The 14,428-nt window shown below is 36.6% G+C and carries 18 protein-coding genes; 16 read left to right on the top strand and 2 right to left on the bottom strand.

The window, feature by feature from the left end; all coding sequences use genetic code 11:
• Positions 1-10: 10 nt before the first annotated feature.
• The 16 genes from trpD to BUA72_RS11045 all read left to right on the top strand — a co-directional run bounded on the left by trpD (position 11) and on the right by BUA72_RS11045 (position 12,441).
• A complete protein-coding gene (trpD, locus tag BUA72_RS11120; RefSeq protein ID WP_072923171.1) occupies positions 11-1,000 on the top strand; it encodes an anthranilate phosphoribosyltransferase in 990 nt (329 codons plus the stop codon).
• Between the two features lie 67 nt (positions 1,001-1,067).
• Positions 1,068-1,850 carry an indole-3-glycerol phosphate synthase TrpC gene (gene trpC / locus BUA72_RS11115; protein WP_072922962.1) on the top strand — a complete coding sequence of 261 codons (783 nt, stop codon included), beginning with the start codon at positions 1,068-1,070 and terminating at the stop codon, positions 1,848-1,850.
• A 5-nt stretch (positions 1,851-1,855) separates the two neighbouring features.
• On the top strand, positions 1,856-2,233 hold the full coding sequence (locus BUA72_RS11110) for a VOC family protein (RefSeq protein ID WP_083544185.1): 378 nt from the start codon (positions 1,856-1,858) through the stop codon (positions 2,231-2,233).
• A 53-nt stretch (positions 2,234-2,286) separates the two neighbouring features.
• Positions 2,287-2,883: a phosphoribosylanthranilate isomerase gene (locus BUA72_RS11105; RefSeq protein ID WP_262484401.1), complete on the top strand. Its 597-nt coding sequence runs from the start codon at positions 2,287-2,289 to the stop codon at positions 2,881-2,883.
• Between the two features lie 301 nt (positions 2,884-3,184).
• Complete coding sequence (locus tag BUA72_RS11100; RefSeq protein WP_228407863.1) at positions 3,185-3,547, top strand: transposase; 363 nt, start codon at positions 3,185-3,187, stop codon at positions 3,545-3,547.
• Between the two features lie 82 nt (positions 3,548-3,629).
• Positions 3,630-4,154, top strand: coding sequence for a hypothetical protein (locus tag BUA72_RS11095; RefSeq protein WP_047448350.1), 525 nt, complete (start codon positions 3,630-3,632; stop codon positions 4,152-4,154).
• A complete protein-coding gene (locus BUA72_RS11090) occupies positions 4,138-4,683 on the top strand; it encodes a hypothetical protein (RefSeq protein ID WP_072922959.1) in 546 nt (181 codons plus the stop codon). Before BUA72_RS11095 ends, BUA72_RS11090 begins: the two co-directional genes overlap by 17 nt.
• Before the next feature lie 4 nt (positions 4,684-4,687).
• Positions 4,688-5,872, top strand: coding sequence for a tryptophan synthase subunit beta (gene trpB / locus BUA72_RS11085; RefSeq protein ID WP_072922958.1), 1,185 nt, complete (start codon positions 4,688-4,690; stop codon positions 5,870-5,872).
• A gap of 92 nt (positions 5,873-5,964) precedes the next feature.
• Complete coding sequence (gene trpA, locus BUA72_RS11080; protein ID WP_072922957.1) at positions 5,965-6,699, top strand: tryptophan synthase subunit alpha; 735 nt, start codon at positions 5,965-5,967, stop codon at positions 6,697-6,699.
• A gap of 77 nt (positions 6,700-6,776) precedes the next feature.
• A complete protein-coding gene (lipB, locus tag BUA72_RS11075) occupies positions 6,777-7,505 on the top strand; it encodes a lipoyl(octanoyl) transferase LipB (RefSeq protein ID WP_072922956.1) in 729 nt (242 codons plus the stop codon).
• Positions 7,506-8,187: 682 nt separating this feature from the next.
• Entirely contained in the window at positions 8,188-9,141 is a 954-nt protein-coding gene (locus tag BUA72_RS11070) for a protein-glutamine glutaminase (RefSeq protein WP_139259590.1), read from the top strand.
• A 67-nt stretch (positions 9,142-9,208) separates the two neighbouring features.
• Positions 9,209-9,520 (top strand): hypothetical protein, encoded by a 312-nt coding sequence (locus tag BUA72_RS11065; protein ID WP_139259589.1) that lies wholly within the window; start codon positions 9,209-9,211, stop codon positions 9,518-9,520.
• Positions 9,521-10,093: 573 nt separating this feature from the next.
• Positions 10,094-10,726 (top strand): NAD(P)H-dependent oxidoreductase, encoded by a 633-nt coding sequence (locus BUA72_RS11060; RefSeq protein ID WP_072922955.1) that lies wholly within the window; start codon positions 10,094-10,096, stop codon positions 10,724-10,726.
• Between the two features lie 33 nt (positions 10,727-10,759).
• Positions 10,760-11,194: a MarR family winged helix-turn-helix transcriptional regulator gene (locus tag BUA72_RS11055; RefSeq protein ID WP_047449087.1), complete on the top strand. Its 435-nt coding sequence runs from the start codon at positions 10,760-10,762 to the stop codon at positions 11,192-11,194.
• Positions 11,195-11,617, top strand: a complete 423-nt coding sequence (locus BUA72_RS11050) for an organic hydroperoxide resistance protein (protein WP_034726364.1) — start codon at positions 11,195-11,197, stop codon at positions 11,615-11,617. It abuts the gene before it with no gap.
• Positions 11,618-11,718: 101 nt separating this feature from the next.
• The gene (locus tag BUA72_RS11045; protein ID WP_072922954.1) at positions 11,719-12,441 is read left to right on the top strand and encodes an NERD domain-containing protein; all 723 of its coding nucleotides are present in this window, start codon (positions 11,719-11,721) and stop codon (positions 12,439-12,441) included.
• A 66-nt stretch (positions 12,442-12,507) separates the two neighbouring features.
• Here BUA72_RS11045 and BUA72_RS11040 read toward each other — a convergent pair whose 3' ends face one another.
• Positions 12,508-13,137 carry a peptide deformylase gene (locus tag BUA72_RS11040; RefSeq protein WP_072922953.1) on the bottom strand — a complete coding sequence of 210 codons (630 nt, stop codon included), beginning with the start codon at positions 13,135-13,137 and terminating at the stop codon, positions 12,508-12,510.
• 126 nt (positions 13,138-13,263) lie between these two features.
• Positions 13,264-14,136, bottom strand: a complete 873-nt coding sequence (locus tag BUA72_RS11035) for a ChaN family lipoprotein (RefSeq protein ID WP_072922952.1) — start codon at positions 14,134-14,136, stop codon at positions 13,264-13,266.
• Between the last annotated feature and the right edge of the window lie 292 nt (positions 14,137-14,428).

Here is a 14,428-nt window from a genome sequence, read left to right as displayed (position 1 = left end):
AACTCCACAAATGAAAGAAATATTACAATACCTGTTCAATCATCATACTTTGTCCAAATCTGAGGCGAAGGCAACGATGATTGAAATTGCCCAGAATAAATTTAATTCGGCAGAAGTGACCGCCTTTATCAGCGTTTTTCTAATGCGGAACATTACCTTAAAAGAACTGGAAGGTTTCAGGGAAGCACTTCTGCAGATGGCTGTTCCTATACATCTTGACCACCATGATACGATGGATATTGTAGGAACCGGAGGTGATGGTAAAAACACCATCAATATATCAACATTGGCAAGCTTTGTGGTTGCAGGAACTGGACAGAAGGTGGCAAAACACGGAAACTACGGGGCATCAGCTACCACAGGATCATCTAATGTCATGGAAGAACTTGGCTATCAGTTCAAAAACAATTCAGACGAATTGAATAAAGATCTTGATAAAGCCAATATCTGTTTCCTGCACGCTCCCTATTTTCATCCTGCCCTTCAGTCTGTAGGTGCTTTGAGAAAAGCGTTGGGGCTGAGAACATTTTTCAATCTTCTGGGTCCACTTGTTAATCCTGCAAAACCGAAATATTCTGTGATTGGCGTTTATAATCTTGAAATTGCAAGAATTTATCAATATCTGTTACAGAAAGAAGAACGTGAATTTATCCTCGTACATGGATTGGATGGTTATGATGAAATAAGTCTTACCCAGGACAGTAAAATCATTACAAAAAGCGGTGAAGAAATTTATTCAGCAGAAGATCTGGGATTTGAATCCGTAAGTCCGGAAAGTATTCTGGCTGGTGAAACACCTCAGGAATCTGCAAAAATATTCAGAAATATTCTGGAAGGAAACGGATCAATACAGCAGAATTCTGTTGTTCTTGCCAATGCATCGACTGCCCTTTTCCACACCCAGAAATTCGGAACTTATGAAGACTGTCTCTTAATGGCCAAAGAAAGTCTGGAAAGCGGAAAAGCACTGAGAAGCCTTGAATTATTGGTGAATGGATAACACTTTATAAACTATTCTCGAGCACATCTAACTTCTAATTTCTAACATCTAACTTCTATAAGGAAACATGACAATACTCGATACAATTATTGCAAGAAAAAAAGAAGAAATCGCAGCTTCAAAAGCTAGCATTTCAATTGATCAACTGAAGAATTCTGAATTTTTCGGAAGAAAAACTTTTTCTCTTAAAGAATCTGTAAAAAACAAAAGCGGAATTATTGCCGAATTTAAAAGACAATCTCCGTCAAAAGGGATCATTAATGATCGGATTCAGCCTCTGGAAGTGGCTTCTTCTTATCAAAGTTTTGGAGCATCTGGAATTTCAATTCTTACCGATAAGGACTTTTTTGGAGGAAGTTTTGATGATATTCTGAATGTAAGAAATCACATCAACATTCCTATTCTCAGAAAGGATTTTATGGTGGATGAATACCAGTTTTATGAAGCCAAAAGCATTGGGGCTGATGCGGTTTTACTGATTGCGGCGTGTCTATCTCCCAATCAGATTCAGGAGTTTACTGAGCTGGCCCACGAGCTGGATCTGGAAGTTTTGCTGGAAATTCATACGGAAGAAGAGTTACAGCATTTTAATTCTAAAATAGATCTCGTAGGTATCAACAACAGGAATTTAAAGGATTTTAAAGTTGATCTTCAACATTCTGTCCTTTTAAAAGACCAGCTTCCGAAAGATGTTTTGTCTGTGGCAGAAAGCGGAATTTACAATATCGAAGATTTTAAATATTTAAAGGAAAAAGGCTTCGATGGTTTCCTGATGGGAGAATATTTTATGAAAAATGAAGATCCTGGAAACAAATTCAGTGAATTTATTTCTAATATAGCAATACAATAATTAATATGAAATTCAGATACGCAAGACATACTACAGATGTAGAAAGAATCAAAGCATTTTATACCTCTGTTCTCAATTTTGAAATTTTGGGGACTTTTGAAAACCATGCCGGGTATGATGGCATTTTTCTTGGAAAAAAAGATGAAAACTGGCATCTGGAATTTACCGTTTCAGATGAAATCCCAATGCAGGTTTTTGATGAAGATGACTTATTGGTGTTTTATCCGGAATTAAAATCTGACTTTCAAAACTTCACAGAAAATCTCAAAAAGCATACAATCCCCATGCTGCAACCTAAGAATCCTTATTGGAAGGAGAATGGAATTTACTTTCTCGACCCGGACGGCTTTGGGATTATTATTTCTAAACAATTTGCAAAATGAAACTCAAAGTTTGCGGTTTAATAAAACCAGATCAAATTCATGAACTGATTTCCATGAAAACAGATTTTCTTGGCTTTATTTTCTATGAAAAATCGCCGAGATATGTTCTGAATCATTTGAAACCGGAAGATATTGCTCAAATCGGTCATCAGGGGAAAACAGGAGTTTTTGTGAATGAAGAAATTGATAGAATTGTTCAAATTGCTGAACAGGCAGAATTAAACCTGATTCAGTTGCACGGTGATGAAAGTGAAGATTTTATTATTGAATTAAGACAAAAACTGCAACCGGATGTTAAAATCATAAAGGTGATCAGGATTGGAAATAATGATGTGGAAACCAGAAAAAAAATAGAAAACACGATCAATTCTCATCTTTCCATTGTCGATTATTTTCTTTTTGATACAGACGGAAAAGCATTCGGAGGAACTGGAAAACAGTTCGACTGGACCTTATTAAATGAATTAGAGATTCCGCTCCCCTATCTTCTGAGTGGTGGAATTTCAGAAGAAAACATCGAAGATATCAAACTTTTGAATCAAAAGCCATTTGCTGTTGATATCAATTCAAAATTTGAAATAGAACCGGGAAATAAAGACCTGGAAAAAATAAAAAAATTACATCGAAAGAGTCCCAAAGGGACGATTTAACAAAAGATCGGATGCAGTCCGATTAATAGAAACACAGAAAAAAATAAAATTACATCGAAAGAGTCCCAAAGGGACGATTTAACAAAAGATCGGATACAGTCCGATTAATGAAACACATAAAAAAATAAAATTACATCGAAAGAGTCCCAAAGGGACGATTTAACAAAAGATCGGATGTAGTCCGATCACATTAATAAAAAACACAAATAAAATGCCCCAGTCCCTAGTAAAAAACTACATCCACATTGTTTTCAGTACAAAGTACCGGCAGGATTTCATTGATGAAGAAATATAAAAACAGTTGTTTTCCTATATCGCAGTATTGTGTAAGGATTTTGAAAGTCCGGCCCTGCAGATAGGTGGAAGTGATGATCATATTCATATTTTATGTCTTCTTTCACGGAAAATACCGCTGATGAAGCTGGTTCAGGAAATCAAGGCCCATTCTTCAAAATGGATAAAGACTAAAGGGCCTCAATATGAAACCTTCTTCTGGCAGGATGGATATGGAGCTTTTTCAGTTTGTAGAGATGAAGTGAATAGGGTCATCAAGTATATCAAAAACCAGCGGATTCATCATCAGAAGCAAAAATTCAAGGATGAAGTGATTGAAATGTTGGAAAAGCATCATATTGATTATGATGAAAAATACGTTTGGGATTAAATGCAATGATAGAAGTAAAGGACTTCATCCTTTACTACAGTTAAATCGTCCCTTTGGGACTCTCTAAAAAATACACACCAAGATGATGAACATACATCAGTTAAAAAAAACATTTTATAAAACCTTATTTCCGCCAAAATTCGGGAATAAAAAAATCCAGTCTCTGTATAATTTTGTTTCTCAAAATGACAGTGATACGGAATATTGGACCATAGACGGGCAGCTGCAGGAATTTATAGGCATTATCAAAAGCTTTGATGAGAGTGATATCCAGTATTTCTTTGAAAGGATCAGTCTTTGGAATAGTTACTATCTGGTTATTATTTCTGATAAATTTTTGGACAGCCATGTCAGGGCGAATATCAAATATGACCTCGGAAAGATTTATGCGAAGATTTTTTTGCTTTATGAAGATTCCGATCCTTATTTTTTAATTGACAACCTGGAAATTGCGGTCACGATGTATGAATCTAAAATAGACACAGCGACATTAATTGATCTCACCAGCAAAATTGAATTTATGCATCATAAAAAACTGATCACAAGACAGCAACGTAATCATAACATCCATTTTATCAACAGCTTAACTGATGAATTATCAAATTAAAAAACCAAGCGAACTGACGGATCACGAGACGGGATTTATTCTGAAACTTTGGGACGTTTCGGAGTGGAGCGAGATGACACCTTCAGACTTTCGCACTTCCTTTAAAGATTCGGAATTTCATTTGCTGTTAAACTCTGAAGAAGAGATACTTTCGGTTATCCGGCTTAATTTTGATTTTGTGCTGGAGATCTCCGGAAAACAATATTCCTTTGCGGAGGCCGTTGGTCTGGTTTCTGCTCAGGAGAAAAAAGGATACGGATCGCAACTGGTCCGGTCTTTTACAGAAAATGTCATTCAGAGGAATCTTGAAACTATAGGATTCTGTTTTACAGATTTGCGACCGTTTTATCATCTCTGTGATATTGAAATTTTGGAAGATAAAGCCAAAGCCATCCTTGAAAATGATGAAACCGGATGGATCAGCTCTGAAGATGATGATATTTTAATTTTTAATACTTCCAAAGAAAAAAAAGAGCTGCTCAGACAGCTTAGCCCGGAAAACAATGCTTATTTAATCACTAAAGAATAATACAATGAATTATAAAAACCCTGATGAACACGGATATTATGGTGAATTCGGAGGCGCTTTCATCCCAGAAATGTTGTACCCGAATGTAGAGGAACTGCAGAAAAATTATCTTGAGATCATAGAATCCGAGGAGTTTCAGAATGAGTATCAGGACCTGCTTAAAAACTATGTTGGACGTGCTACACCACTCTATTTCGCTAAGAATTTAAGTCACAAATACAATACTCAGATCTATTTAAAACGAGAAGACCTCAACCATACGGGAGCCCATAAAATCAACAATGCCCTGGGACAGGTTCTTTTAGCAAAACGTTTGGGGAAAACCAGAATTATTGCTGAAACCGGTGCCGGACAGCATGGCGTGGCTACCGCTACGGCCTGTGCTTTACTGGGTCTGGAATGTATCGTCTATATGGGTGAAATCGACATCCAGCGACAGGCTCCGAATGTTGCAAGAATGAAAATGCTGGGTGCAGAAGTCATCCCTGCAACCTCAGGTTCAAAAACACTGAAAGACGCAGTGAATGAAGCTCTTAGAGACTGGATCAATAATCCTGTGACAACCCACTACGTAATCGGAAGTGTGGTAGGTCCTCATCCGTTTCCTGATTTAGTGGCTAGGTTTCAAAGTATTATTTCAAAAGAGATCAGGGAGCAACTGAAGGAGAAAATAGGAAGGGAAAATCCGGATTATGTGATCGCCTGTGTAGGTGGAGGAAGTAATGCAGCGGGAACTTTCTATCATTTTGTGGAAGAAAAAGAAGTGAAAATCATTGCTGCGGAAGCTGGCGGATTAGGCGTTGATTCCGGAAAATCAGCTGCAACTACTTTCCTGGGAACATTAGGCGTTCTTCATGGAAGCAAAAGTCTTGTGATGCAAACAGGAGACGGACAGGTTATTGAGCCCCACTCGATCTCTGCAGGACTTGACTATCCGGGAATCGGGCCGTTTCATGCTCATTTATTTAAAGAAAAACGCGCTGAGTTTTTCAGCATCAATGATGAGGAAGCCTTACAGTCTGCTTTTGAACTGACAAAACTGGAAGGAATTATCCCGGCGCTGGAAAGTTCTCATGCTCTCGCCGTTTTGGATAAGAAGAAATTTAAGGAAAATGATATTGTCGTGATCTGCCTGAGCGGACGTGGGGATAAGGATATGGAAACGTATTTAAGAGAAATTAGAAGCTAGAGATTAGAAATTAGTCCTTTAGCACCTCCAATTTATAATACCTCTTCTAACTTCTAATCTCTAATTTCTAATTTCTAACATCTATTATAACAATGAAAAAACTAAACATATACTTCACAGCAGGAATTCCGCAACTGGAAGATACCGCTGATATTATACAACTGATCCAGCAGTCCGGAGCGGATATGATGGAAATCGGGATGCCTTATTCGGATCCGGTAGCAGATGGTCCGGTGATCCAGCAGGCCCATGAGCAGGCTTTAAAGAACGGAATGACCATTGAAAAACTGTTTTCTCAACTAAAAACGGTCAAAGACAAAATACAGATCCCTATTATTCTGATGGGCTATATCAACCCGGTTTTGAGTTTCGGTTTTGAAGAGTTCTGTAAAGAATGTTCGGAAAGCGGAGTTTCGGGGCTTATCATTCCTGATCTTCCTCCGATTGAATTTGAAAACAATTATCACCTGATCATAAAAAAGTATAACCTTAATTTTACGTTTCTGGTAACTCCTGAAACTTCCGACGAGAGAATTTTATACTTAGATTCTTTAAGTTCCGGGTTTCTGTATGCGGTAAGTTCATCGTCAACCACCGGAAATGGCAATGCAGTTCTGAAAAATGAAAACTATCTTTCAAGACTGGCTTCCCTTCCAATTAAGAATCCAGTGATGATTGGTTTCGGGATTAAATCTAAAGAAGATTTTGAAAATGTAACTGAAAAAGCAGACGGTGGAATTATCGGAACAGCCTTTGTGCATACGCTGTTGAATCATAAAGACTGGAAGAATGCTGCCATAGATTTTATCCATTCTATAAAAGGTTAAAATTCACTAAATTTGTATGTCAGAAAAATGGCAGGACGTCACAACTCCATGGTCATTAAGAAAACAGACAGCAACGTATGAATACAAATCAAAATAAATCAGTAGAATTTGAAGATCTGGGTATCAAAGAATATCAGCCCGCCTGGGATTATCAGGAGAGTCTGATGAAAAATATCATTGATACCAAAATTAAAAACCGTGATTTACCGGCAGAAGAGCACATGACGACATCCAACCATTTCTTATTGGTAGAACATCCTCATGTGTACACTTTGGGAAAAAGCGGTCATGAAGAAAATATGCTTGCCGGAACCGACAAACTGAAAGAAATTGATGCCACTTTTGTGAAAGTTAACCGTGGTGGAGATATTACTTATCATGGTTTCGGACAGATTGTTGGCTATCCTGTTCTGGATCTTGAAAACTTCTTTACGGATATTCATCTGTATATGAGAAATCTGGAAGAAGTGATCATCAGGGCCATTGGTGAATTTGGAATCAAAGGAGAACGTTCACCCGGCGAAACCGGAGTTTGGCTGGATGTGGGAAAACCTTATGCCAGAAAAATCTGCGCAATGGGTGTGAAAGCATCACGATGGGTAACGCTTCATGGTTTTGCTTTAAACGTCAATACTGATATGCGTTATTTTGAATATATTGTTCCGTGCGGTATCAAAGACAAGCAGGTAACTTCTGTAAAAAGAGAACTTGAAAGAGATCTGACTACTGAGGAAGTGGAAGATTTAAAAGCTAAGATCAGAAAGCACTTTGCAGATGTTTTCGGCGCTGAGCTTGTAAACAAATAATATTCTTCGCAATAACAATAAAAACCGGCCGTAGTTCTACAGTCGGTTTTCTTTTTATATTTTAATGAGTTGTCATTATATAGAATGCTTTTTTTCTTTAACACAAAGAAAAACAAAGAATTAATTTTAATTTCTTTAAAGTAAGATAAACAAAGGCGTTTCACTTATCTCCGAAATACAAGATTTTCACATCAATCAAAACCTCTGAATTTTTGAGATTTTTCCGGTGTTTTTTGTTTTACGCTCTTAAATAGAATGCCTTTGTTTATCTTTATTAAAGTTGTTTCATTTCAAAAAACCTTTGTTTACCCTTGCGATGATGAAACAATTAAAACGATAAGCAGACATTTTTTATATGTTTTAATTAGTAGTTTTTTACATTTTTAAGTCTCAAAACACACTTCTTGTCATTCTCTGCTTGCGATTTAGGTTTTACGATTATCGAAACCCCACCGATATATTAATAATAAAAAACCATTCAAAACCCCTAAAATACAGGTTTAACTCAAGCATATGTTAAAATAATTAACATTTTATTGAAAAATAATTTGTCAGTATACTATTTTTGTCTACTTTTAATATCACATTAAAGTGAACTATTTTTTTATTATTCACTGGAAAACGACACACACCAAAACTTAGATCAATACATTTTATTACTAACCACCAAACTATGAAAATTATGAGAAAATTTCTGTTATCAATGATGGTATTCGTGGCAGCTTTGTCATTCAATGCCTGTAACGACTCTAACGCAGAACAGCAAATGAGTCAGAACGAAACGAGCAACAAGCCTTTGACAGCTCTTGGAAAAACGATTCCTGTAGGAATTGAAGATGAAAACGGTACCCTGAAAGTATCTTTCATCGTTACAGCTCAGTTTTATACCATCACGCCTACAAAGGAGAATGAAGCGTACATCAGCCTGATCAGAGAAGCCGTGAAAAACGAATCTCCAATTCAGGTTTTCATCAAGCCAAACACGCATGAAATTGCGAAAGTAGAAAAAGGAAGCGAAGAAGATGTACGTTTCTTCAAATCTGCTTATACAAAAGAGGCTAAAAGTGAAACGAACAAATTAACCAGCGTTCTGCCTAACGTAGCTACCCTGAACAGCATGTTTGCCCTGATCAAAAATCAGGCTTGCGGTACTTCTACAGCATCTTCGCCATGTATTACCTTCAGATATCCTGTAGACGGATGCTATGCAAGAGCTCACAAAATGAGACAAATCCTGATCAACAACGGCTACGATTGTGAAAAACAATTTGTATACGGAAACTTAAAAGCTTCTACCGGTACCTGCTGCGTTGCATGGAGTTATCACGTTGCCATTCTGGTAAGCTATAAAAATGCATCCGGCGTTACTGAAAAAAGAATCATTGATCCTTCTCTGTTCCCTAGCGGACCTGTAACGGATACAGCATGGAGAAACGCCTGTATCAACACGACATGTGGATCTGCATCAGTATCTTCTTATGCTAATACTGCAGGAAATGTGTACTACAGAAGCCCTTCCAATTCTTACCTGTATGACAATAACTTAGTGAACACGAATTGTGTACTGACGATATTCTCATCACTTTCAGGATGTTCTCCATCTCCGGCTCCAAATGTTGGAAGCTGTGGATTTTAATTAACTTATACAGCTTCTGCCGTTTTAATAATTTAATTGCAGGAGCTGTTTACTAAATATTTTTTCTATGAAACCCTGGACTTATATACTATTACTACTATTTATGATCACATCCTGTTCCGGAAACTCAAGTTCACAGAACCTGACCTGGTATAATAACTCTGTCATCACTGATGTCACTGAAGATCCGGAAAAACCGGAGGAATTCACCCGTGTATCCATTGGAATAAGTCCACAGATCTTTTACCTGTCTAAAAAGTCGGAAGATTATAAAGCCCTTCTGGAAAAAACAAGCCAGAGTAAAAAAAGAGGAAAAGCATATAATATAGGTATAGAAAATAACACCAATATTATCAAACAGGTGAATGAAATTCCCTAACAAGGATTTCCTCTCCTTCCAATCGAAATACTGCACTTAAAGCAGGCCGATGAAAAAAACCAACCACATCCTTCAAAATCCCCCATCACAGAGAATGATGGGGATTTTTATTGTTTTAACGTGAGTTCGGGATAAAACATTTGTTTTAGATATCTGATTTTAGGTTGAGGCTACCATTTAGAAATGTCAATGGTGAATTTTGCTTCGCAAGTGAAAGGTGAATTTTTATTGCAGACACAAGATTTCAGATTTTAGACTTCAGATTTCAGACAACAGATATAAAATATGATGTAACTATAATTATGCAATGTTATTTTAAACTAGCAACCAGAAACTAGCAACCCTCTTTCAAACTCATCTACTCTAAAACCCTCAAACCCTCAAAATCTAAACCCTCAAACTCTTCAACCCGTAATATCCCTATTTTCGGTTTCTTCTAAGATCGCTATAAATTAAATCTATCAAAATTAAATTGCACACAATCTAATTAGTCATACATTTGCTAAAGAAATTCATCTCCGGATTTTTTTTCCGGGATGATTAAATAAAGAAGTATAATTTAAAATAATAGAAATGTCATTAATACAAGACTTACAATGGAGACACGCTGTAAAAGCTTATGATCCGTCAAAAAAAGTATCACAGGAAGATCTTAATACTATTTTAGAAGCAGCGAGACTGGCTCCTACTTCATCCGGACTTCAGCCTTTCCGTATCATTGTAGTGGAAAATCAGGAATTAAAAGAAAAAATGGTAGCCGGAGCTTTAAACCCTGAAGTGATGAAAGATTCTTCACACGTTTTGGTCTTTGCCGCATGGGACAGCTACTCCAATGAAAAAATTGATAAAGTGTATGACCATCATACCGATGTAAGAGAACTGCCACAGGGCCGCTTTGGAAGCTATACGGATATGCTTAAACAAATGTATGGCAATCAGACTTCTGCGGAACATTTTGCCCATACAGCCCGCCAGACTTATATTGCTTTAGGGTTTGCTTTGGCTCAGGCTGCGGAATTAAAAATCGACAGTACGCCGGCAGAAGGATTCAGCAATGAAGTGGTAGATGAAATTCTTGGATTAAAAGAATTAGGATTAAAAAGTGTCAGCCTTCTGTATCTTGGGTATAGAGATGAAGAAAAAGACTGGCTTTCAACGATGAAAAAAGTAAGAGTTCCTATGGAGGAATTCATCATCAAAAAGTAATATATTCACAACAAACCTTTCATGCTCAGCCTTATGGAAAATTCAAAATCGTTACAACTAGACAACCAGATCTGCTTTCCGCTTTATGTGATTGCGAAAGAGATTACGGGACTTTACCGTCCGTTTCTTGATGAAATTGACATTACGTATCCGCAGTATCTCGTTTTGATGGTATTATGGGAAAACGACGGTCTTGCAGTCAGCCATATCGGTGACAAACTTTTTCTGGACAGTGGAACTTTAACGCCTCTTCTAAAAAGACTGGAGAGCAAGGGAATCATCGACCGAAAAAGAAAAAAAGAGGATGAAAGAGTTGTTGAAGTTTTCCTAACTGAAGCTGGGAAAAAACTGCAGCAAAAAGCATGTGAAATTCCCGGAAAAATACAGAATAAGATCGGAGTAGAAACAGAAGATCTTATTCATCTTAAGGAAACTATCCAAAAAATATTAAACAAAATAGAAAAATAAATGAAAACGTTATATACAACACAGGTAACTGCACAGGGCGGAAGAAACGGCCATGTAAAAAGTGAAAACGGAGTTTTGGATCTTGAAGTAAGAATGCCTAAAGCTTTAGGTGGTGGTAATGATGATTTTGCCAATCCTGAAATGCTTTTTGCAGCCGGATATTCGGCTTGTTTTGACAGTGCGCTTAACAGAGTGATCAGTTTAGCGAAAACCAAAACAGGAGAAACAACCGTAACTGCTAAGATCAGCATCGGACAGATTGAAAATGGTGGTTTCGGTCTGGCAGCAGAACTGGATGTGAATATTCCCGGAGTTTCTATCGAAGAAGCACAGGCCTTGACGGAAAAAGCACACCAGATTTGCCCATATTCCAATGCGACGAGAAATAATATGGAGGTGAAAATTGTGGTTACGAATAACTAAGTTTAATTCCTTTTTAATAAAAAATCTGTTTCTTTGGAGACAGATTTTTTATTTACTAATGGAAAACAAAAAAACATCAACAGAAATAGTGTAAAAACAGCATGGACAGTAGTTTTTTAATCATTTTTATCTTAGGCATCCTGTACTTAATCATTAGATATTACACTCCAAAAATAAAGGGGTATATTGGTGAACGCAGGGTTTCTGAAATTCTTAAAAGATTAAACAATAAAGAATATATTGTCCTGAATAATATAGAATTAAAGATTAAAGGCTCCATTTCACAAATAGATCACATTATTGTTTCAGATTATGGAATATTCGTTATTGAAACCAAGAATTATAAAGGCTGGATTTTAGGCTATGAAAAAGACAGGTATTGGTTTCAGGTTATTTATAAGTACAGACGTAAGTTTTACAATCCTATTTTACAAAATCAGGGTCATATTTATGCTTTAAAACACGTCCTGAAAAACTATCCTTATTTACGATATTACTCAATAATTACATTTACAAAAAGGGCAACCCTAAAGACCAAAACATATACTGATGTTGTTTATACCAATAAGTTAATCAAAACCATAAAAAAATATGACTCTGCCTATATATATGAACGGACCAGGAACGAAATTGTCGCAACAATCCTCACTGCAAGGAAAAACAACCGTACTGAAGATAAAAAAATAATAGCCAACTCTACTATCAACCGAAATATTTCATGTCCAGATTGTGGGGGGAACCTTATTAAAAGAAATGGTCAATATGGATCTTTCTGGGGCTGTAGTAATTTCCCGAAATGTACATATACAAGAAACAAAAAGTAATTATTCTATTAAAAAAGTATGGTAAAAACTTAAAGAAAAATTGAATTTATATTTAGAAAAAAACAATTATCTCGTTGTCGAATCACTCTTTTTAAAAGCATCCACTTTCTTATAAGAATCGTTCTTCTCTTTTTCTTTTTTATCTGAAATCAGGATTCCGAAAAGATGGTCTATTTCATGCTGAAAAATTACTGCGGTAAAGCCTTCCACGATTTCTGAGTATTTCTGTCCTTTCAAATCCACATATTCCAGCTGAATCACTTTGCTTCTGTAAAACTGATCCCTGAATTCGGGAATGGATAAATCTCCTTCCGGGCCGAGATTCTGTAATTCTGATCTCCAGACAATCACCGGATTGATGAAATATTCCAATGGACTTCCTTCTTTGTCAAAACGCTGTACCCAAATCACTTTTCTGTTGATTCCGACCTGTGGTGCCGCAATTCCTACTCCACCGTCTGTTGAAAGCAAAGATTCTTTCATTCTTTTCACTAAAACAGCGGTATTAGGCTCCACTGGGTTGATTTCTGAGGAAAGGCTAAGTAAAGTTTTATGCTGATCAGCGTCTGTAGTCTGATAAATTGGCATCGCCATATTGATATCCCCTTTATTAATGATCGAAATCTCACCGGGTGTCAACTTTTGTGCGTTGATAAAACCAATAAAAAGGATAAGCAGAAAAGATAATTTTTTCATTTTTACTATTTGTGATACAAAGATAAATAATGTCCCTCAAACAGGTAACTGGAATGGAGGTTTTATACAAACTGTTCAGGATTTTTAAACAAAAAAAAACGGACCAAAGCCCGTTTCTATTGAATTTTAAAATGTTTTTGTCATATCAGCCGGAATGATCAGATTGAAATCTGTCGGGCTATATTCTTTCGCAGGAACTTTCAGTTCAGGATCTTCAGATTCAAAAACAGAGATCACCGCCATTTTAAGACTCGGGTTCTTCTGCTTAATGTACCAAAAAATTCCACCGAATTCCTTACTGTGATAATTTCCGTTGTAATGGATAAACGTTTTTCCGGCCTGCATACTTTTCAGGATAGATTCAGCCATGGTAGCATCTTTCGTAGCCTGTGCGGAGATGAAATTCATCACTTTTGTTCCTTCCGCATGATCACCCATCATCGCTTTCATTTCCTGATACCCGGGAGTATCCAGCGTTACTTTAATCGGAAGCTGAGCGATATAAGCTTTCTCTTTGTCACTTAATTTGTTCAAAGATTCCAAACCTTCTTTTGCCGTCTGAGACGCATATTTTCTTGGAATATTGGTTGCGATAAAGTTCAGTTTTTTAGCTTTAGCAAAATCAACCAAAGGTTTGTAATCCGTTGCGTAATTATTCCACAAACGGGCGGAATCTTTCAATGTTTTAGCATCAAATTTTCCTTCCAGATATTGATTCAGCTGCGACTGATTATCTCTTTCGAACATTTCTGCACCCAGGATGATCTGTCCGTTTTTCTTTTGAAATAAACCTTCCGTCACTTTCAGCTGAAGCCAATGGTTGATAGAACTGTTATGATTTTCACCAAAGAAAACCACATCATATTCAGCCAGTTCTTTAACCAGTTTTTCAGTCTTTACTTCTTTCCCTTTCTTGTCATAAAACTGATAGGCTCTGATCTCCTGCCCGCTTAATGAGCAAAAACCTGCCAGCAAAACGGCTATGAAAATATTCTTCATTTTTATTTTATTTAAACACAAATTATACAAATTTTTACGCTGATTTTAATTGATTTAAACACAAATTACACAAATATTGCTGTACAGATAACACAAATTTGTACGCTGATTTTAAACTACAAAAGATTTTCACACAACTTAAGTGTACTTCTTATGCGCAATGTATTAACTTTAGAAATAACTAAAGTCTTTAATAAACTTTTGTGACTTTTGTGGTTAAAAAAAATTGCGATTTATTTATTCTTAAGCAAATCTAGTGATCTGCATCAAAAACAAAAGGCCGTCTTGAATT

Source organism: Chryseobacterium sp. OV279, assembly GCF_900128945.1.
In the GTDB taxonomy this organism is placed as follows: domain Bacteria; phylum Bacteroidota; class Bacteroidia; order Flavobacteriales; family Weeksellaceae; genus Chryseobacterium.
This window is presented reverse-complemented; position numbering and strand designations above follow the sequence as displayed.

Bases quoted from the DNA above. Each gene is read 5' to 3' on its own strand.
- BUA72_RS11055 (WP_047449087.1), top strand. From the start codon at position 10,760: ATGGAAAATTCAAAATCGTTACAACTAGACAACCAGATCTGCTTTCCG.
- trpD (WP_072923171.1), top strand. From the start codon at position 11: ATGAAAGAAATATTACAATACCTGTTCAATCATCATACTTTGTCCAAA.
- lipB (WP_072922956.1), top strand. From the start codon at position 6,777: ATGAATACAAATCAAAATAAATCAGTAGAATTTGAAGATCTGGGTATC.
- BUA72_RS11095 (WP_047448350.1), top strand. From the start codon at position 3,630: ATGATGAACATACATCAGTTAAAAAAAACATTTTATAAAACCTTATTT.
- BUA72_RS11040 (WP_072922953.1), bottom strand. From the start codon at position 13,137: ATGAAAAAATTATCTTTTCTGCTTATCCTTTTTATTGGTTTTATCAAC.
- trpC (WP_072922962.1), top strand. From the start codon at position 1,068: ATGACAATACTCGATACAATTATTGCAAGAAAAAAAGAAGAAATCGCA.
- BUA72_RS11090 (WP_072922959.1), top strand. From the start codon at position 4,138: ATGAATTATCAAATTAAAAAACCAAGCGAACTGACGGATCACGAGACG.
- BUA72_RS11065 (WP_139259589.1), top strand. From the start codon at position 9,209: ATGAAACCCTGGACTTATATACTATTACTACTATTTATGATCACATCC.
- BUA72_RS11035 (WP_072922952.1), bottom strand. From the start codon at position 14,136: ATGAAGAATATTTTCATAGCCGTTTTGCTGGCAGGTTTTTGCTCATTA.
- BUA72_RS11070 (WP_139259590.1), top strand. From the start codon at position 8,188: ATGAGAAAATTTCTGTTATCAATGATGGTATTCGTGGCAGCTTTGTCA.
- BUA72_RS11110 (WP_083544185.1), top strand. From the start codon at position 1,856: ATGAAATTCAGATACGCAAGACATACTACAGATGTAGAAAGAATCAAA.
- BUA72_RS11050 (WP_034726364.1), top strand. From the start codon at position 11,195: ATGAAAACGTTATATACAACACAGGTAACTGCACAGGGCGGAAGAAAC.
- BUA72_RS11105 (WP_262484401.1), top strand. From the start codon at position 2,287: ATGAAAACAGATTTTCTTGGCTTTATTTTCTATGAAAAATCGCCGAGA.
- trpB (WP_072922958.1), top strand. From the start codon at position 4,688: ATGAATTATAAAAACCCTGATGAACACGGATATTATGGTGAATTCGGA.
- trpA (WP_072922957.1), top strand. From the start codon at position 5,965: ATGAAAAAACTAAACATATACTTCACAGCAGGAATTCCGCAACTGGAA.
- BUA72_RS11045 (WP_072922954.1), top strand. From the start codon at position 11,719: ATGGACAGTAGTTTTTTAATCATTTTTATCTTAGGCATCCTGTACTTA.
- BUA72_RS11060 (WP_072922955.1), top strand. From the start codon at position 10,094: ATGTCATTAATACAAGACTTACAATGGAGACACGCTGTAAAAGCTTAT.